This window comes from Oscillospiraceae bacterium (assembly GCA_009780275.1).
Taxonomy (GTDB): Bacteria; Bacillota; Clostridia; order Oscillospirales; family UBA929; genus WRAI01.
The window spans coordinates 44073-63271 of the sequence record WRAI01000009.1; the positions used below are offsets into that span (position 1 = coordinate 44073).

Annotated in this window: 13 protein-coding genes; 3 read left to right on the top strand and 10 right to left on the bottom strand. The window is 50.9% G+C overall.

Features of this window, described 5'->3' with window-relative positions:
- Positions 1-192 precede the first annotated feature (192 nt).
- Together FWE06_04165 and FWE06_04170 are read left to right on the top strand one after the other, a co-directional pair.
- Positions 193-1995: an ABC transporter ATP-binding protein/permease gene (locus FWE06_04165; GenBank protein ID MCL2546373.1), complete on the top strand. Its 1803-nt coding sequence runs from the start codon at positions 193-195 to the stop codon at positions 1993-1995.
- Positions 1992-3767: an ABC transporter ATP-binding protein/permease gene (locus tag FWE06_04170; protein ID MCL2546374.1), complete on the top strand. Its 1776-nt coding sequence runs from the start codon at positions 1992-1994 to the stop codon at positions 3765-3767. The genes FWE06_04165 and FWE06_04170 overlap by 4 nt, the downstream gene beginning before the upstream one ends.
- Positions 3768-3797: 30 nt before the next feature.
- Here FWE06_04170 and FWE06_04175 read toward each other — a convergent pair whose 3' ends face one another.
- The 5 genes from FWE06_04175 to FWE06_04195 are packed head-to-tail and all read right to left on the bottom strand — an operon-like array spanning position 3798 to position 10420.
- A complete protein-coding gene (locus FWE06_04175) occupies positions 3798-4871 on the bottom strand; it encodes a VWA domain-containing protein (protein MCL2546375.1) in 1074 nt (357 codons plus the stop codon).
- On the bottom strand, positions 4868-7048 hold the full coding sequence (locus tag FWE06_04180; GenBank protein MCL2546376.1) for a DUF5682 family protein: 2181 nt from the start codon (positions 7046-7048) through the stop codon (positions 4868-4870). The genes FWE06_04175 and FWE06_04180 overlap by 4 nt, the downstream gene beginning before the upstream one ends.
- Positions 7049-7050: 2 nt before the next feature.
- Positions 7051-8109, bottom strand: coding sequence for an AAA family ATPase (locus FWE06_04185; GenBank protein ID MCL2546377.1), 1059 nt, complete (start codon positions 8107-8109; stop codon positions 7051-7053).
- Positions 8106-9008, bottom strand: a complete 903-nt coding sequence (locus FWE06_04190) for a hypothetical protein (GenBank protein ID MCL2546378.1) — start codon at positions 9006-9008, stop codon at positions 8106-8108. Before FWE06_04190 ends, FWE06_04185 begins: the two co-directional genes overlap by 4 nt.
- A 56-nt stretch (positions 9009-9064) precedes the next feature.
- Positions 9065-10420 carry an SWIM zinc finger domain-containing protein gene (locus FWE06_04195; GenBank protein MCL2546379.1) on the bottom strand — a complete coding sequence of 452 codons (1356 nt, stop codon included), beginning with the start codon at positions 10418-10420 and terminating at the stop codon, positions 9065-9067.
- 123 nt (positions 10421-10543) lie between these two features.
- On the opposite strand from FWE06_04195, the gene FWE06_04200 reads away from it, so the two are divergent.
- Positions 10544-11464 (top strand): collagen-like protein, encoded by a 921-nt coding sequence (locus FWE06_04200; GenBank protein ID MCL2546380.1) that lies wholly within the window; start codon positions 10544-10546, stop codon positions 11462-11464.
- Between the two features lie 30 nt (positions 11465-11494).
- On the opposite strand, the gene FWE06_04205 is transcribed toward FWE06_04200, so the two are convergent.
- The 5 genes from FWE06_04205 to rpsO all read right to left on the bottom strand — a co-directional run bounded on the left by FWE06_04205 (position 11495) and on the right by rpsO (position 18824).
- On the bottom strand, positions 11495-13093 hold the full coding sequence (locus FWE06_04205; protein MCL2546381.1) for a peptidyl-prolyl cis-trans isomerase: 1599 nt from the start codon (positions 13091-13093) through the stop codon (positions 11495-11497).
- 88 nt (positions 13094-13181) lie between these two features.
- Complete coding sequence (locus FWE06_04210) at positions 13182-14987, bottom strand: peptidylprolyl isomerase (protein ID MCL2546382.1); 1806 nt, start codon at positions 14985-14987, stop codon at positions 13182-13184.
- Positions 14988-15040: 53 nt separating this feature from the next.
- Positions 15041-16303 (bottom strand): insulinase family protein, encoded by a 1263-nt coding sequence (locus tag FWE06_04215; protein MCL2546383.1) that lies wholly within the window; start codon positions 16301-16303, stop codon positions 15041-15043.
- A gap of 131 nt (positions 16304-16434) precedes the next feature.
- On the bottom strand, positions 16435-18543 hold the full coding sequence (locus FWE06_04220; GenBank protein ID MCL2546384.1) for a polyribonucleotide nucleotidyltransferase: 2109 nt from the start codon (positions 18541-18543) through the stop codon (positions 16435-16437).
- Positions 18544-18557: 14 nt separating this feature from the next.
- Positions 18558-18824 (bottom strand): 30S ribosomal protein S15, encoded by a 267-nt coding sequence (gene rpsO, locus FWE06_04225; protein MCL2546385.1) that lies wholly within the window; start codon positions 18822-18824, stop codon positions 18558-18560.
- Positions 18825-19199 lie beyond the last annotated feature (375 nt).

A 19199-nucleotide genomic window follows, 5' to 3' on the forward strand; every position in this document is an offset into this window, starting at 1 on the left:
GTAACACAAAATGACATGATATGCAAGTCTAAAATACATGTAAACGCATTTAAAGTTTTTGGAAATTTACAAATTGTTATATTGACAAACACCAGTATGCATGATACGATAAACACAATGATACAGCGTGAAAAATTTAGGACCTCAGAACAGTGATTTCTAACACACTACATAGAAATTAGGAGACCACTTATGCAGCCCAAACGTTATTTGACTGCCCGAAAATACACATTGTTCGATTGTATTCGGCTGCCATTTGCTTATATACCCGGACTGACATCAATTATTACACTGTATCATATTGTGCAGGCGTTAACGCCTGCACTTACCATTGTTGTGATGGCCAACTTCATTGATACGGCATCGTCGATTATAGCTGATTCGCAACCGTTCAGTCATATATACTTCCCCTTGGGGTTACTGCTTGCCATTCAAGCATATCCGAGGCTTATAGACTTTTTCCTCAATTTTGTGACGTATAAAATTCCACTGAAATTGCGGGCGACATTGCGCCTCGAAATTTTTGAAAAGCGTGCGGCCGTCGACTACCAATATATTGAAAGTCCAGAGTCATTGGATGCTTTGTCGCGTGTTATTCAAGACCCAGAATTTGAAGTGATTTACGGCTATTACAGATTTGCAAATATCACTAATATGAGTATTAGGATTGTCTCAATTTTATTGATTTTTGCATTGCAAGTCTGGTATTCTGTGCCTATTATTTTGGTAGCCTCTGCGCCATTGTTGCTTATAGCCAAACGGGCGGGCAAAAAGGCTTATGATGCTGAAAAAGAGTGCTCACCGTATGACCGCCGCTGGAATTACTACAGTTATGTACTGAATAATCGCGAAGGTGTGCTGGAACGTACGTTGTTTGGATATAGTGAAGCAATTGGTCATAAAGCCGTTGAAAATTTTACAGTGGCACATAATATACGCCGCCATACACAAAAGTTGAATTTAATTAGGCACCATACAGGCGGAATTATTACGGCGGTTATCGTCTTTACAATCATAGCGACGCTGATTGGGCCGGTGCAAGCAGGTGTTGTAAGCATTGGTACTTTTATCGCGTTGGTTACGGCAGGCAACAGTCTTGCGCCTTTGATTAGTTGGGAACTCCCTTGGCAGGTTAAAGATTTAGCCCGAAAGCGTGAATTTTTTCGTGATTTGACTACTGTTATGAATTTTAAGGAAACAAGCGGCGGACTGGAATTTCCGGCATCGCCGCCTGTGGACTTTGAAAGTTTAGAGTTTCGCAATGTACGCTTTTCCTATCCTGAAATGGAAGCAATTATCCTTGACGGTATTAATTTTACGCTAAAAAAAGGAAAGCTCTATGCGCTTGTGGGCATCAATGGCTCTGGAAAGACGACGATTACTAAGTTGATCACTGGTTTGTATGATAATTTTGAGGGCGACATTTTGATTAATGGCATTTCTATTCGTGAGTATTCGCAAGCGCAATTAAAGTCATTATACAGTGTTGTATTTCAGGATTTTGCCAAATATCCCGTGAGTTTGCGCGATAATATCACGTATGGTCGGGCAGCTAACCCTAATTGTACTGACGCTGAATGGCAACACGTGCTTGCATTTATTGCACTTGACGACGCGTCGGACAAGTTACCCAAAGGCATTGATACGCCGTTGGGTAAAGTCAAGCAAGATGGTGTTGACTTGTCTGGTGGCGAATGGCAACGTGTGGCGATGGCACGCTCAATGATGAGTCTTGCACCGTTTAAAATTCTGGATGAACCGACGGCTTCGCTTGACCCATTGAGCGAGAGTCGTGTGTATGGCGAATTCGAGACGCTAAGTGCAGGAAAAACAACACTCTTTATCAGTCATCGGCTAGGTTCGACAAAGTTAGCTGATGAAATCTTGGTAATCGATAAAGGCAAGCTTATCGAGCAGGGGAGCCATGCGGAACTCATGATGAGAAAAGGGCTGTATGCCGAGATGTTCGAGAGCCAGAAAGGCTGGTATGAATGAAGGGCAAAACAAAAAAACTTTCTTTCTTTGCGACATACAGCTATGTGTTTATGGATTTAATCCGCGCAAAGCCGGTTATTTCTATCGTCCGTGCAACAATGGATACGTTGGGGGCAGCTTTTTCAGTGCTTTCAATTGTGCTTGCGGCGATGTTGTTTGAAAACATTGAGGCGTCGCTTACGCCGGGGGCGGGCACTTCTGTTGCTCTCCTTTTGTTGTTGGCGATTTTCGGCATTATGGTCATTAATGTTGTCAATCAAGGCATTGGCGATTATCTGCACGACCAAAGAAATTTACATTACCAGCGATACAGTAATGTAAAAATGCTCAGAAAGTCGGCATCAATCGACCCGCTGTTGTATGAAGACCCCAAGTTGTTTGATGAGATGGTCAAGGCCCAAGAAGGGCTAAATTATAGCGCATGGCTGGGCACCAACATCTTTTCGATTTTGTTTTATAACATTCCGTATTTTATTCTATTTGGCATATTTCTCTTTTCGCTTGAGCCTATCTTTGTGCTGTCGCTTTCCTTTACATTGGTTCCGGCGTTTTTGTCACAGTTTATACGAATGCGTATTAACACTAAATTGCAAGATGAATTGGCACCTGTCAACCGTGAATACTGGTCGTATGAGGAAATGACATGCAGCCGTGAATTCTTTAAGGAAACGCGGATTCTCGGCATTTTTCCAAACTTTAAGAATATGTATATGTTTTTGATTAAGCTGTTAAATCAAAAGCAGTGGAAGGCAGAGTCGAAAAACTTATGGATTGAGCTTGGTACGGGCGCATTGTCATTGGCAGGCTTTATAAGCTGCATTATTATGCTGTTTTTTGCCTTATTCAATGGGCAGGTCAGCATTGGGGCATTTGCCGCTGTTTTCGGCGCGCTCGGCGGCTTGTTCAGTATGATGGAGGACTTTGCGCGTTGGCAACTTGGCACTATGATTCATTATTTTGGCGTGGTCCGAAATTATGTGACCTTTATGAAACTACCTGAAAGAGAGCCGGCTGAGATATCCGAAAAAGGTGACATTGTTTTTGAAGATACCAGCTTTATTTACCCTAACAGTGAGCATTTAGCATTACAGAATGTAAATTTGACAATTAAAGAGGGTGAGACGCTTGCCATTGTTGGTGAAAATGGCGCGGGAAAATCGACCTTAATTAAGCTGTTACTGGGCATTTATACACCGACTAAAGGACGAGTTACAAGAGGCGGTCATGACGTAAGTGCTATTGGTACTTCGCCAGTTTCTGCCGTGTTTCAAAACTATCAACGCTACATGATGACGCTTAGTGAAAATATTGATATCAGCGACAGCGTGCTTAATGACAATGTGCGCCAAATTGAGAGTGTACATGCTGCTGACTTACCGCTCGATGATGTGAATGTATTTCCGGAGGGTATGATGACAATGCTGAGTCGAGAGTTTGAGGGGGTTGACTTGTCGGGCGGTCAGTGGCAACGTGTGGCCTTGGCACGTGGCTTGTATCGCCGGCATAATATGATTGTTCTCGACGAACCGACGGCGGCCATTGACCCATTGGAAGAAACGCGCATCTATAAAAAGTTCGGTGCTTTAGCCAAGGGCAAGACGGCCGTTGTTGTGACGCATCGATTGGGGTCGGCGCGCATTGCCGATAGGATTATCGTAATGAAAGACGGCGAAATCGCAGAAGAGGGCAAGCATGAAAATTTGCTTTTGCAAAATGGTGTTTACGCTAAGATGTTTTATGCCCAATCGGAGTGGTATGAGCGTGTAGAATGATGCAGATGAGATGTACTCTATGAATCTATGCTATCTCAATGCGTCGGCCAGTATCTCGGGTAATTTTTGGGGTGTACATGCAAAGCATGGAATGCCCAGCGCGGCAATGTGCTTAGCAGTTGCTTCATCGTAAGCCGGTGCGCCGCTGTCACTAAGTGCTGTCATAACAAGTACTTTAACGCCGTTGCGGTGCAGATGCTCTAATTGCGCCAATAACTGTGATCGGTTGCCGCCCTCATATAAGTCGGTAAGTAAGATGAGTAGTGTTTCTTCCGGATTTTCTATCCATTGACGGCAGTGTTTGACGCAATTGTTAATGTCTGTGCCGCCGCCGAGTTGCACGCCTAAGAGCATATCGACTGGATCATTGGCGCATAATTCTGTGAAGTTGTGTACCGCGGTGTCAAAGGTGACAACGTGTGTTTTTGTACTTGCCATTGATGCCAAAATGCTGCCGCAGATTGAGCCATAGATAACCGACTCGGCCATTGAACCCGATTGGTCGATACCCAAAATGACAGTCCATTGTTTGCGGCGATTGGTGCGGTCGTAAAAATATATGCGCTCGGGTATAATGCGGCGGGCTTGCGGGTCGTAGTGTTTTATATTTTTACGTGCCGTGCGCTGCCAGTCGATGTCGCGAGCTGTTGGATTGTGGCTGTTGCGGTTGATAGTGGCGTGGACAGCATGTTGCAGGTCGTCTTGTAGACGCTCATTGATGTCGTCTGCCACGGCTTGTATAACAGATCGCGCAATGGCTTTGGATTTATCGGGGATGTTATGGCGCAGGCGCATCAGCGTAGCGGCGATGTTGAGGTCAGGCTTGACAGCGGCGAGTGTCTCAGGCTCAAGCAGTAGTTGGGTGAGATTTTTGCGCTCTATGCCGTCATGTTGTATGACGCTGACAACATCATTGGGGAAGAGATTTCGAATATCTGTCAGCCATTGCGTCACAGCAGGTGCGCTATGGTCTAAACTGGCATCTTGGCTGTTGTAGACGACGGACAGGGCACGGTCGAGAGCAGTGTTTTGGGGTGTGGGATCAGGCAGGCCTTCGACGTCATTGCCGAGAATCAGGCGCCAGCGAGTTTGCAGATTTGTCATAGGCTGTACTCCTCGAAATTGAAGTCGTTGGTTAATAATTCTTGTGACATTATGTATTCGACAGCATCGTCCGAAACGCACCAAATTTCCCCTAAATGTTGCCAAATATTGCGTCGCTCTTGGCGCGAAAAGTTGGAAAAAGTGCGGCGAAGAACGACTAAGATCCGCAAAAAATCCTCATCTTGCAGGGTTTCAATGAGGGTGTTGAGCAGTTGCCAGAGCAGTGGGTTGAGCAATAGGGCGTAATGGTTGAGTGTCGCTAAGCCTTCGAACCATTGGGCGGCTTGCGGTGCTGGGGTGCCGACGGAGAGCCGGTGGTGCAGATGCATGTCGAGTGTTGCCTCATTGAGCTGCCCGATGCTGAGTTGCACTGCTGTTGCGTAGCCGGCCAGTTGCGGGTTGATGTCATCGCGTTTGGTTAATTCACGCAGAGTTTCGTGCCATTGCGATATGTTGACGATATCAGAATGTGTGTCGGCGGTTATATGCAAGGTGTGCAGAGCGCGTTGTAGGCGCGGGGCGGTATATGCATTGCAGCTGCATGCGGCAGGGGCTTGCAGCACAGCTCTGAGGAAAAGTTGCGCCAGCAAGTTGGATAACGGTGCAGCATCGACGCGGCGCAAACTGCCGTAGGTGATGGCGGCAGACATATCTTGCACAGCGTTGGCCAGTGTGGGCAGATCATCATTGTCGATGGCGTATTCTGCCAACTGTTGCTGTGCTTGCCGCAGGGTGTCGGGCAATCCGCACAATGCTGATTGTTGCAAAATGCGTGTGATGTCAGACACATCGCTGCATTCTGACAGTGACTCATGCAAGAAAATCAATGTTGCCTGCTCAATACTTGCACTGAGTAGGGAAGTTTCGACAAGTTCGACTTCGATGTCGGGTGACCATTGTAGCGTAAAAGTTTCTTTCCACGTGGCGTGGTGTTGGTGATTGGGCTTGGGCGCGGCGAACGAAACACCGAGCGTGTACAGGCGATGCAAGAAAAACGAGCGGCGCAGGTCTAACGGCTTGCGCAAATCCAGCGTCAATGTCCGTGCGGCGTCTGCGTGAAATTTTCCGAGTTTCAGTTGCCGCAGTTGGTGAGCAAAGTCGTTTTGCAATGCTGTGCGGGCGGTGTTAACGGGCAACTGTCCCATGGCTGTGCCGATTTCGGCGTGGTGCATTGCCTCAGAAATAACGGACAGTTCGCCTTGGCCCAAGCAGGTAACGGCAGCGGCGCGCAAGTCTTGTAGCGTAGGCTGTTCGGCATTGCGTAAGTCTGCTAATCGCCGCGCCAGTTGCACCGTGTCAATGATTTCAGCGGTTGAGCGTATGTTGCCTTGGTTGCGCAGTTGGCGGGTGACTTGGGTTAGGAATATAGTTGGTAGTTGTGTCAATGTGTTATTTTGTAGCGCTTGCCATAATAGCTGAAAATAGTGAGGGCTTTCGTTGCCGGCACCGTAGCCGCTTTGAGTTGACAGGCGCGAATAGGCGTAGGGCATGGCTGTTAATGCAGTTTCGAGTGCCGGCAACTGCGAGAGCTCTTGGTCGGTCATGCCGTCACCGTTGTACAAAGCGGGGGCGTGGTAGGCGCCGCAGACAACGACGATTTTATTATCGGGTATACCGGACTGCCGCGCCGCCGCAATTTGACGACGCATATAGGCTTCACGCACCAAGTTTATGGCGTTGGGCGGCTGGATTTTTCGTAACGTTTCGGCAAATTCCGATATGGCGAGGGCATAATCTTCGCTACTTGCGCAATGTTCAAAAACAGCTTCCCAATAGGCATTATAGTTGTCATAGCCGTTGCGGCGGGCAATATCGTGGTAAATGGCGTTGGGGTCTGTGCGGTCATTGTCGGACTGTTTGCCGTGTAGCGCACAAAAAATGCTTGACGGCAGGTCGATGTATTGTGCTGTCACGCCATTTGCGTGTGCCCAACGGATGGCAATGAGTTCGGGCGAATAGTCGGCATAGGGCATGAGAATGGAGCGAATGGGCGGATCGATGGTGTAGGCCATGAGCGCGACGGGGGCGCGTGTCTCGCAGTGCGTCAGTGTGTCGAGATGCGCCGTAGCGTCGTCAGGGCCTTCGATGAGTACGATTTGCGGTTGGACGGCATCAAGCAGGCGCGACAAATGGAACGCAGATGCAGGCGATAAGTGGCGGATGCCGAAGATTTGCATGGCTACACCAACTCCCGGCACGCTGTGTATAAGGGCTTGTCACGGTGTTTTATAACAATGTCAAGATATTCTTTGAAAATGGCCGCGTCTTGTTCTTCTTTGACAATGGCACCGTGGAGACCGGCAGCAAGGTCGCTATCATTGATATTACCGTCGCCGAAACCGCTTGACAGCGCCATAGCGTTAATGAGCAGGCTGATGGCCTCGGCGGTGGACATAGGGCTTGATGGCTGTTTGAATTTTTCTTTGTCGCTGGCACCGGCACGGAGCTCACGGAAGATTTTGATGACTTTGGCAATGGTTTCGTCATTGGGCGGCTTCGCCGTTAAGGGTAGATGCTGTGATAGTTGTGCCACGCGGACAGTGACGATTTCTTGCTCGATTTGAGGTGTTTCAGGCGACGGCAGAATGACGGTGTTGAAACGGCGTTTGAGTGCCGCGGACATGGTGTGGATGCCGCGGTCACGGGTGTTTGCCGTGGCGATGATGTTGAAACCGCGGGCGGCTTGCACCGTTTGTGACAGCTCGGGTATGGGGAGTAATTTTTCGCTCATGATGCCAATCAGAGCATCTTGGACTTCACCGGCGCAACGCGAAATTTCTTCAAAACGAATCAGTCCGCCGTTTTCCATGGCGGTGTAGACAGGCGATTTGATAAGCGCATCGGGCGTTGGGCCGTTGGCGATGAGCATGGCATAGTTCCAGCCGTATTTAATTTGTGACTCATCGGTGCCCATGGTGCCTTGAATGACATTGGTGGACTGTCCGGTAATCGCGGCGCAAAGATGTTCGCTCAGCCACGATTTTGCTGTGCCGGGGTCGCCGGTGAGCAGCAGTCCGCGGTCGGTTTGCAGGGTGGCAATAGCAATTTCAACGAGGCGTTTGTGGCCGATGTACTTGGGTGTAATGTTTATATCGCCGCATTGGCCGCCTGTAATGTAGAGTAATACGGCGCGTGGCGAAAGGCGCCAACCGTATGGTTTTTCGGCACTGTCGTTGGCAACGAGTGCGTTTAATTCGGCCTGATATTGCTGCTCGGCTGGCAGGCGCAGCTGTGTCATGAGAAATTACCGCCTTTTGTAAAATTGGAGAAATCGGGGTGCTGGCGCGCATATTTGGGGAGTTTGAGGAGTTTGATGCAGCCGTCGAAGAGCGGGCGTTCATCTGAGATGATGTGTTTGCGTGTTGACTGCAGGATACGCAGTGCAGCTTTGTCGCCGCGTATGACTGTGGCGTTGAGCGCAGCGAGGCGTATGGATTTTTCATTGTCGAGCAGGCAGGTGTTTAGCAGTGGATGAAGCGTTTCGTATCGGCCCATCAGTGATACGGCGACGGTGCGGAGTTCGAGGCACGCAGATGTGTAAGTTTTCTTAATGAGCTTATCGCTGCTTTTTAATGCGTCCAGCACGCGAAGAATGATGGAATGGCGCGGATTTTGCGGGTTGAATTGCGGTTCGAGCAACGGCAGGCAAGCATTGTCTACGCTGCACAGCGCTTGTGCTGCAAGCATGGCGATGCCGTGTGAAGTATTGAGCAGGGCTTGACATAGTGGCGCAATGAGGCGAATGTCACGTAACTTTCCAGCATAGAAGGCTTCTTGCAATTGAGGCAGTTGCGCAGGGTCTTCAAGGGCGCGGCGTAAGGCTGCCAGTTGAGTATGAGGTAGGGGAGAGGAGAGTTTACAAGGCTTGCCACGCAATGGCTTGAAGTTTTCCAGAGATGCAAGGTATTCGGCTTGGGTGACGTTGACGGCCAATGCCAATGCTGAGGCTTGTAGTATTGTAGCAGCGTCGGCGCACTGTCCCAATGACACTGCAAGTTTACCGTAGACGGGCACGCTTTGCCCTGCAGCTGTCAACTGTGCCGCGAGAGCTTGTAATATGGCGTCACCGCGCGCGCAATGAGCGCCGGCAAGTGTTATGCGGCGCAGCTCTGTTGTTGTGGCCTGGACGAGGGACATGAGATGGCTCCTTTTTAGTCACGATGTAGCGTATATGCGGGATGCCCGAGTGGGACCTATTGCAAATGAATTAATCCTGTGCGAGTTATCAGTGAAATCGGCGCGATTTGTAGGGTGTGGTTGCGGCATGTGATTTGTACGAGCATACAAGACTTGGGTTGGCTACCCAATGCCGTCAATGTTGGTATGGTGGGTGGGAAGCCGTCATAGAGGGGGCTGTGCAGTGTAATGCAGCTTTCGTTCTGCCGAATGGCTAGATTTCCATCAACGTGTCCCAATGCATCAAAAGTGAGCAGGATATAACAGGCGTTGTGACATAAAGGGTTTATCAATTGTTTGCGCGCGGTATGCAACGCTGATTTCCAGTCGCTTTGCGCGTGTGACATGATTGTTGACCACACGTCGGTGGTTGGTAATTGCGCATGTGGCGCGGACTCCCAACGGATACGAGGGTTGAGGTTTTCGGAGGGGTAGCGGTACAGTGTCGGAATGGTTAATATGGTCTCTATGCTATCTTCAGCGTGTAGATGTGTGCCCGCTGTATAGGGGCGTACGTGGCGTGTGGTGTAGATGATGCCGTCGTTGAGCGACAGCCATAACCCTATATCCTCATAGCGCAACAACGGTTCGTTGTCGTAGACAGTGAATGCCAGTTGTATCAATTTTGCATCGGTCATGGTTAAGCCGAATGTTTTTAATTCCGACAGTTGCCACGCGGTGCCGATAAAGGATTCAATGTCAGACGCTGTGTCACGTGCTTTGCCTTGTAAGCGGTCTTGTAAGTAGCGCTGGCAGCGGCACAAGGCGGCGTGGAGGCGCGATACGTTTTCGTGTAATGTGACGTGCATGATTTCAGTGTCGATGATAAGGAAATTGTCGAGCATAGTCAACAGTGATTGTTGGATGCCGGGGATATAGAAATCGCCCAAGAGGCGTATCTGCGCGGTGTAGTGAGATAGGCTTTTGCCGTCGATGGAGGCTAAGCCTTGCTTTGCCATGGCTTCAAGTAATGTCAACGCTTGTGTTATGCCATCAAGCTGTTGTACCATTTTTTTGTTGTTATCGGTACGAAGTGCTGTTTTTTTAGAGGGCTTGCGCGGCGTGAAGTATTCGGGCGGGGTGGCGGAAGTTGTGAAGTGATGGGGTGTATAGATGTAGGCGAGTAGCAGAGCAAGGGCGTGTTTGCAAGGCTTTTTGCGACTGGGGCAGCTGCACTTCGACAGGGGCATTGCACTGTTGCTGAAGTCAACCCAAAGGCGATAAATCTTGTTACCATTGCCGGCGCATTGGCCGGATAGGATGGTTTGATGGATGTGTAAGTCACTTAAAGCAGCGTTACTCATGGCGAGTTTTTGCGCGTTGGCGAAGGTGTCGGGCGCAAGCGATTGCACCCATGCGGCGGATAATTCCATGCGTCACCTCCTGAATATCTCTATCATACAGGAAAAGGCGGGGTGTGTCAATGTGTCATGTCGGCGAATTTCGACATAGTATGGACGGGATGCCATCAGTAAAACATTGTAAGGAGACTAACTATGGAAGAGAAGAATTTTTACCAAAGATTTGTGCCGCGGGGCCATGATGACCAAGGCGAAGACTATGACAAAAGAGACAATCAAAATGAGAATCAAGACGAAGATTACGACGGCGGTCAAAAAGGCAGTCAAGGCGAAGACCAAGATGATGATTATGATGAAAAGCGACCGGATAAAGGCTGTGACTGTGATGATGACGATGATGAGCAGTCGGGCAAGCATCACGGAATAAGGCCAAAACCGGGAAAATGTATCGTGATTTGTGACTGTCCGAAGGGCGAAAGAGGCGAGCGCGGTGAAAAAGGTGAGCCGGGCGAACGCGGCAAGCGCGGGCATCAAGGCGAACGCGGGGAGCAAGGTGAGCGCGGACGTCGGGGTGAGCAAGGCGAACAGGGTGAACGAGGCCCGAGAGGCGAGCGCGGCAAGCCGTGTAATGCCTGTGAAAGAGTCAGCAATCCTGGTTTTGAAACTTGGATAAACGGATTGCCGCGTGATTGGGAAGGCTGTCACATTGAACCGAATATGGGCTATGAGCCACATGGAAGCATTGAGCGTACAACAGCTCGCGGGACTGTGCATACGGGCAAGAGTGCGGTGGCGTTGTCGCGTCGCAGTTGCATCTACCAGACCATCCATCATGTGGATGAGGGCGTTTGCTGCGAGCTATCATTCTTTGCTAAGAGTGACGATTGCAATGCCGGTTTGACGGCTGAGGTGTTGTTTGAAACGCGACACAAAGGTGAACGCGGCGCAGTCGTTGAAATACGGCGTGGCGATCTCAACACACAGTGCAGTGGCTATGGCTACTACCGCGTGACGACGTGTAAAGCGCCGCACGGTGTGGTTAAGGCAATCATTCGCTTTAAGGCAGATACCGACGAAATTGGCAATGTGTATATTGATGATGTGAGTTTTAAGTAAGAGAAAAGCCGCCCGTAGGCGGCTTTTTTTTTATTCACCTTCCTCGGTGTTTTCATCACCCTCGGCTGTGTCTTCGTTTTCCTCTTCATCGTTGGTGGGTGGAGCGGCCTCTTCGGGCTCTTCTAAGAAAGTGAGCATAAAGGTGCGGTCGAAGTCATCATTTTCGACGACCTCAGCGGCTTCGGTGAGTGTCTCAATATGCTCATCGACGGCAGTTCGTTCTAAAATCGGGCGAATTAAATCTTGCCATTGCGTGCCGATGGACGACATATACATGACGTGGGCACCGAATTGGGTCATGACAACGCCGTAGTCACCGACTTGGCGGGTGCTGTCGAAGCACCAGTCATTGAATTCAGGCACCATTTGTCCGCGCTGGGTGTTGGCGAGCATGCCGCCTTGTTGACCTGATGGGCAGTCGCTGTATTGGCGTGCTAAGTCGGCAAAACTTGCCTCGGTTGCTGCGCCGGCGAGCCACTGGTCAAGAATGTCTTGGGCAGCATGGCGTATATCGTCGCGCTCTTCGTCAGTTATATCGTCACGCATGTGGCCGGGCACGCCGTCACGCTCCTCAAAGCCAATCAGGATATGCCGCACGTCGATGGATTCTACATCATCAACCGAGGCAGGACCCTCGGGACGGTAACGGCGCAGGAACATGACGACGAAATATTCAGATTGACCGGCAATGACAGTAATGTCACTGCCTTGGCGATCTGTATCAAACAAATACTCACGCACCAAGACAGGCGTGCGTGTATAGGATGAACCGACTTCTAGTGTGTGTTGGTCTCCGTCAAAGCCGGTTTGCTCAGGTGGGCGGTTTTCGTTGGCATAGGCGATGAAATCGGCCTCGGTATCAACGGCGGCCATCATGGCTTCGGCGCGCTCGCGGGCTTGTGCCATAGCGTCCTCTTCGGTGTCATTGCCTGTTGGTGTGCCGTCAAAAGAGAAGACACGAAAGTCGACGAAGTCAACGGCATTGGGGTCTTCATTGTAGGCAGTTTCCAGCTCGGCGTCGGTAAAAGTCAAGTTGTCGCGGAATTGGTCGACGTAGCGGTTGACCAAGATGGAGCGCTCCATGTCATGCAGCAACAATGCCATATCGGCACCGTAGCCGAAGTGGTAGGCAATCAACTCGTCGGGAGTGACATTCATCTCGGCGGCCTGCTCTTCGACAGCCGTTTGATATTGGCGGATTTCGTCATGATCGGATGGATCCAGTGAGATGCCGGCACGATCAGCGGCATTAGAGAGCGCAATCATGGTGCGGATTTGCGATACTGTTTGTTCGTGCAGCATTTCATCGATGGTTTGCTCTTCGTCAAACATGGAGGGTTGTTGGTCAAGCGGGACTGTTAAATCGGCGCCGAGGCCTTGCGTGCTTTCCATGTAAGCGCCAAATAGGCGGGCGTAGAAATAGTTGTATTCAATGACCGAGATTTCCACGCCATCGATAACCAGCGCCGTTTCATGGAACGCCGGATTGGGCGTGGGCGCGGTGATGGCCGGCGGGCCGGTTGGGGTGCCGGGTTCATTTTCGTCATCAATGCGCGAACAACCGAAAGCAATCAAGGCAATGGCGGCTATCGCGGCCATGAGCAGGGCAAGTTTTAGCCAAGTTTTCATGATGATTCTCCTTATCGTTTGGCAATCAGAGTGGAGGGCGACCAAGAACGGTCGCCCGTAAAGCGGCGAATATGAGTGTAATTGTGGTTTACAGCCTGCGCTCTAGTGAGAACATACGCGCCGGCCAACGGATTATGGGCATGGGGTGCTCCTCCATTTGTTCGGCCAGGAAGCCAATGTTTCTAGCCGGGTCTTCCTCTTCATCGGTGCCGGGCGCGGGGTCGCCGTGATAGGCTCTTTGAAGCAGTTGTTCACGCACCAAGAACTGCCATGTGTCCAGTTCGGAGAATTCACGGAAGTAGACAAGGGCGTAGCCCGGCACGATATCGCTACCCTCGGGAGAGGGCAATGGTAGGATGGCTACATCGCCTGCGCGGCGTGCGCTGTCAGTAATCCATTGGTCAAGCTCTGTTTCAGCTTGATAGGGCAGGCGGTATTGATCAAGCCGTCCGCCGGTGGAGTCTCCAGAAATGTCACGTGCCAGGGCAGCAAAGATGTCTTCTGTTGCGTCGCCAGCCTCAAATTGCGCCAAGATGTCTTCAATTTCTTCATACGCAGCAGTGACTTGCTCTTCGGTCGGGTCAGCGCCTGCAGTGCGCTCTGCCGGTACGGTAATGATGCGAAGGTTTGCGTAGGCCGTGTGTGTTGCCTTGTCTCGTGACACAAAACGCACAACATAGGCATGTGCCGTTACGGTTTCATCATCTTCTCCGGCGGGATTAGTGTGAGTAAAGATAGCAATGTTGCCCTCGCGCGCACCAGCGGCAAATGCCCATTGTCCAACAGTGACAGTTGTTTCGCCGCTGCCCTCATTATCTTCGTCATCATCGTCTTCGTCGCCGGGCAGAGCGGGTATGGTGGCCGTGCCCAGGATGTTGATGTCGTCTTGAAGCAGGCCGCGGCGGAAGACGCTTTCGGCGTCAAATTCGGCATTGTCATCTTGCAGGGCAAGCACTTCATCGATGAATGCCGCTTCGGTGTCGTCCTCGTCATTGACGCGGTTGACAAAGGCTTCGGCTTGTCTGCGGACGGCGGCAAGTGCGTCATCTCTGAGGGTTGTGATGGTGACTTGGTCTTCCTCGTCTTCACCATCGTCTTCGTCAGAAGCCCCGGGTTGCGTCAAATCGGGGATGGGGAGGTCGGGTGTATCGCTTTCTGTGACATCATCTCCATTGTTATCGTCGACGCCGGGCAGTGAGCGTGTTTCTTCGGCAACGCGATAAACCATGAGCGTTACAACATCGTAGTCGTCTTGATTTTCTTCGTACTCGTCGTCATATTGCTCTTGTGTGAAGACTTGGTCGCGGTTCCATTGTTCGCGGAATTGATTGGCCAAGAATTGACGTTCCATGCTGGAGCGTACAGTATTCAAATCGACACCGCGTCCGTAGAGTTGGCGCAGGAAGCGGTTGGGACGGTTGTCGACTTCGCGGATGGCGGTTTCGAAAGCCTCCATCTCGGCATCAATGCGCAGGCGGTTTTCTTCGCTGAGTTCCATGCCGGCCTCATGCGCTAAGGCAACTAAAATTAAAGTTTCGTGCAGTTGGCGGTTGGCATGCGCGATGCCACTGGCGGCGATGCCGGCTTGACCCTGCGAGGCAAGCGAATAGCGCAGGTCGATATTTTGACCGACCCAAGAGCCAAACTCAACAACACCTCGACCCATATTGTAATTGTACTCGGCGACCGAAACTCGCTCGCCGCGGAATTCCAACGCGGTTAGATTGCGCTCGGCGATGCCTGTTGATAAAAAGAGCATGGTGGCAAAGAGCAAAGCCAGTCCGATGACCAGTACTTTAGTGAAAAATTTGTCCCAGCTAAAGGGCTTTTTCTCCGTGGCGACCGGTACGGCACGTTGTTGTTTGCGTAGTCGTTTTTCGCGTGATGCACTCATGGTTGAATGACTCCTCTCGTGAATTGGGAAGGTTTAGGGTATGTGTACTTCTATTAACATGACAAACAAAGCGCCTTTTCAATCAAATTTCGGTACGCATCGGTGTGCTTGACTTGTCCGACGGCTGAAAATGACGGTTGACGCAGCGTCTCAGCTGCCAGTTGGCGTATTTGTTCAACTGTTACGGCATCGTAACCGGTGATGATTTCGTCAGTTGTAGCGACATGGCCGAGAACTTTCATGCTGTGCACGGCGTGCGATATGCGCGAGCCGGTTGATTCGAGTCCGATGACCACGCTGGCTTTAACTGATTCGCGATGACGATCAAGCTCATCTTGGGTTGGGCCATCATGCGCCAATGAAGCTAAGATTTCGCCAATCATACGCAATGCTTTGTCTTCGGTGTCGTGGCCCAGTGCGGTGTAAACGCTTAGCAATCCTGTATCGATAAACGATGTTGTGTTGCAATACACATTGTAACACAATCCGTGCGTCTCGCGCAAGGCTTGATACAGCCGTGATGACCATCCGCCGCCCAAAATGCCGCACAATAGATGTTTGATATATCGTCGACCATGTCCTGCGGGCAAGCAGGGGAACGTCAGACACAAATGGTTCTGCTCTAACGGCTTATCAGTTGCTATAACGGCGGAGATGTATGATGCTTTTTGCGTTTGAACAGCTTCACTGGCCGGAATGGTGCTGAGCACGTCGGCAAAATTCTTAATATCAGTATCGTTGTATTGCCCGACGATAGCGGCAATGAGATTCGATCCCCGGTAAGCCTGGTCACGCATGGTTTGTAAGTCTTTGCCCGTCAGTGTTTGTAATGTTTCAGGCGACCCCAGAATTGGGCGACCCAACGCCTGTCCGGGGAAGACGGCTTGTAATAAAGTTTCGCCGACCAAATCTTCGGGCGAATCTTCGTACATGTCGATCTCTTCCAAAATTACACTGCGTTCGAGTGACAAATCCTTATCGCGCAGGTTGGCATGAAACACCATGTCAGTCAAAATATCCTGCGCTGTGGCCAAATGATTGTGCAGGACGCGAGCATAGTAGGCAGTCGCGTCTTTGGTGGTGTAGGCATTAAATTGTCCGCCGACGCTGTCGGTCAACGCCGCCAACCGGGTCGCCGAATAACGCGTCGTGCCCTTGAATACCATGTGTTCAAGACAATGGCAGATGCCGTTTTGGGCAGCTGTCTCATGCCGCGAACCGACATTCGCCCAAATGCCGATTGACGCGCTTCGAACGCTGTCAACGGGTTCCAGCAACAGCGTTACGCCGTTGGAGAGAGTTGTGATGTTTGTCATCTAGACCTCGATATCATGGCGCCTGCGGGCGGGAAAGCCATCCGCCGTCTCGGGCGCGGTACCTTTTTTGCAAAAGGGTAAGAAATTAGGGCGAAGGGCGCGTTGTCATCACTGCGCCCTTCGCTTACGGTTTATGGGCGTGGCAATGCGTCTTTTCTTGACAAATTCATACGGCCTTTTTCGTCGATGCCCAAATATTTGACGGGTGTGATATCACCAACGTTGAGCACATCCTCAACTTTTTCGGTACGCCCGTGATCAATTTTTGAGATATGCACCATGCCCTCTTTACCCGGTGCGAATTCAACGAATGCACCGATGGGAATAACGCGGGTGACCGTGCCCTGGAAAATCGTGCCAACTTCGGGTTCAAATACGATTGATTTGATAGTATCTTCGGCCTTTTTGCCGTCCTCGGTGTTGATCGCAGCAATAAAGATGCGGCCATCGTCCTCGATGTCGATTTTGCAGCCGGTATCAGCGACAATTTTTTGAATAACGCTACCGCCTTTTCCGATGACATCGCGGATTTTCTCAGGGTCGATTTGTAAAATAATCATCTTGGGCGCAAAGGGTGAAAGCTCTTCGCGCGGTGTGGGAATGCAGGGCAGCATGGAACTGTCGAGGATATCGTAACGCGCGTCACGCGTGAGTTCCAAGGCGCTTTGGATAACCTCGTGACTTAGACCGTCGATTTTGATGTCGACTTGGATGGCGGTAATGCCCGCCTTGGTGCCGGCAACTTTGAAGTCCATGTCGCCGTAGAAGTCTTCAATGCCTTGGATGTCGGTAAAAGTCTTCCAAGTGTCGCCTTCGACGACAAGACCGGCCGAAATACCGGCAACCGGTGCTTTGATCGGTACGCCGGCGTCCATCAATGCCAGGGTTGAGCCACAGACGGCACCTTGCGATGTCGAACCGTTGGAGCTGATGACTTCGCTGACCAAACGGATGGCGTATGGGAAATCTTCTTCGCTGGGAATGACGGGTTCTAATGCACGCTCGGCCAATGCGCCGTGACCGATTTCACGCCGTCCCGGACCGCGTGATGGACGTGCCTCGCCGACCGAATAGGGCGGAAAGTTGTAATGGTGCATATAGCGCTTAGACTCTTCTTCAAAGATGTTGTCGAGTTTTTGTTGGTCGCCGATTGTGCCGAGTGTGACACTTGTCAGCACTTGTGTTTGGCCACGGGTAAACATACCCGAGCCGTGTACTCTTGGAAGAATGCCGACCTCCGAAGCCAGCGGGCGCACATCAAGCATATCACGTCCGTCGACGCGCTTGTTGTCGTCGAGCAGCCAGCGGCGCACGACGTGTTTTTGCATTTTGTATACAACGTCGCCGAAATCGGCTTCCACAGTCGAGAATTGTTCAGCATATTCGGCAACGACTTCGGCGCGCAATGCCTTAATACGGGCGTCGCGCTCAACTTTGTCGTCGGTGTCCATGCAGTGGCGCAAAGCGTCGATTTTGCTTGCCATCAGGACATCGTATAATTCTTGGTTGATTGGTGAGCAGGCGTACTCGAATTTCGGCTTGCCAATTTCGGCGACAATGCCTTTGATGAAGCGCACAAGGTTGGCGTTTTCGTCTTGTGCAAACTTGATGGCGGCCAACATCTCGGCTTCCGGCACTTCATTTGCGCCGGCTTCAATCATCATGACGCGCTCTTCCGTGCCTGCGACAACCAAGTTCAACGTCGACTTCTCGCGCTGCGCCGTGGTGGGTGCGATGGTCAACTCACCGTCAACACAACCGACTGCTGTGCCAGCAATTGGGCCGTTCCACGGAATATCAGAAATCGCCAACGCGATGGATGCGCCGAGCATAGCGGGCATTTCAGGCCCGTTGTCGTTGTCGACGCTCATAACGGTCGCCAAAATGCTGACGTCATTGCGCATATCAGACGGGAACAACGGACGCATGGGTCGATCGATCAACCGCGCTGCCAGCACTGAACGCTCAGAGGGGCGGCCTTCGCGGCGCATAAAGCTGCCGGGGATGCGGCCGACCGAGTAGAGGCGTTCTTCAAAGTCAACGCTCAGCGGAAAGTAATCAATACCGTTGCGAGGCAAGGCAGATGCCGTAGCGCAGACCAATACGGCGGTGTCGCCGTGGCGCACCATGCATGAGCCGTTAGCCAGTTCGGCGAATTTGCCGACTTCAACGGTCAGCGGCCGCCCGCCCAGCGTGGTGGAATAAACTTTATTGCCGGGGAATTCTCTTTGAGTAATCATTATAATGTGTACCTCTACTTCCGCAAGCCTAATTTGGCAATGATGGCGCGGTACCGTTCGATGTCTTTGCGCTGCAGATAATCGAGCAGACTGCGGCGCACGCCGACCATTTTGAGCAGGCCGCGGCGCGAATGGTTGTCTTTTTTGTGGATTTTGAGATGCTCGGTCAACTCGTTGATGCGGGCTGTGAGCAATGCGATTTGCACTTCGGGCGAGCCGGTATCGGTCGCATGTGTGCGGTTGTCATTGATGACTTGGTTTTTCTTTTCCTTTTGAATCATGGGGTAGTTCACCTTTCCTTGTTTGTTTTTGATCGTGTGCTTTGTTGCCCATCAAGCCCGGTTGTAGGCGGGTGAATACCCTAAAACTGAGCAAGAGGATACAAAATACATTGCATTGTATCATAGGTTGCGGGAAATGTAAAGCCCATAAATTTTACTGAAAATGTTTGACTTTGGCAGGAATATGTGCTAAAGTAGAGGCAACCGAGGTTGCCTGAAAAAAAGGCGGCCTAAAAACGATAAATATATGGAAAATATATGGAGGAGAAGCTGTATGAAAAAAGGCAGAAATCGCCCCTTGGTATTGCGGTGGGTGGCGAGTGTTCTTGTGCTGTGCATGGTGCTGGTGATGTTGCCTGCGGCGGCAGAGCGCGG

Bases quoted from the DNA above. Each gene is read 5' to 3' on its own strand.
- FWE06_04165 (MCL2546373.1), top strand. From the start codon at position 193: ATGCAGCCCAAACGTTATTTGACTGCCCGAAAATACACATTGTTCGAT.
- FWE06_04170 (MCL2546374.1), top strand. From the start codon at position 1,992: ATGAAGGGCAAAACAAAAAAACTTTCTTTCTTTGCGACATACAGCTAT.
- FWE06_04175 (MCL2546375.1), bottom strand. From the start codon at position 4,871: ATGACAAATCTGCAAACTCGCTGGCGCCTGATTCTCGGCAATGACGTC.
- FWE06_04180 (MCL2546376.1), bottom strand. From the start codon at position 7,048: ATGCAAATCTTCGGCATCCGCCACTTATCGCCTGCATCTGCGTTCCAT.
- FWE06_04185 (MCL2546377.1), bottom strand. From the start codon at position 8,109: ATGACACAGCTGCGCCTGCCAGCCGAGCAGCAATATCAGGCCGAATTA.
- FWE06_04190 (MCL2546378.1), bottom strand. From the start codon at position 9,008: ATGTCCCTCGTCCAGGCCACAACAACAGAGCTGCGCCGCATAACACTT.
- FWE06_04195 (MCL2546379.1), bottom strand. From the start codon at position 10,420: ATGGAATTATCCGCCGCATGGGTGCAATCGCTTGCGCCCGACACCTTC.
- FWE06_04200 (MCL2546380.1), top strand. From the start codon at position 10,544: ATGGAAGAGAAGAATTTTTACCAAAGATTTGTGCCGCGGGGCCATGAT.
- FWE06_04205 (MCL2546381.1), bottom strand. From the start codon at position 13,093: ATGAAAACTTGGCTAAAACTTGCCCTGCTCATGGCCGCGATAGCCGCC.
- FWE06_04210 (MCL2546382.1), bottom strand. From the start codon at position 14,987: ATGAGTGCATCACGCGAAAAACGACTACGCAAACAACAACGTGCCGTA.
- FWE06_04215 (MCL2546383.1), bottom strand. From the start codon at position 16,303: ATGACAAACATCACAACTCTCTCCAACGGCGTAACGCTGTTGCTGGAA.
- FWE06_04220 (MCL2546384.1), bottom strand. From the start codon at position 18,543: ATGATTACTCAAAGAGAATTCCCCGGCAATAAAGTTTATTCCACCACG.
- rpsO (MCL2546385.1), bottom strand. From the start codon at position 18,824: ATGATTCAAAAGGAAAAGAAAAACCAAGTCATCAATGACAACCGCACA.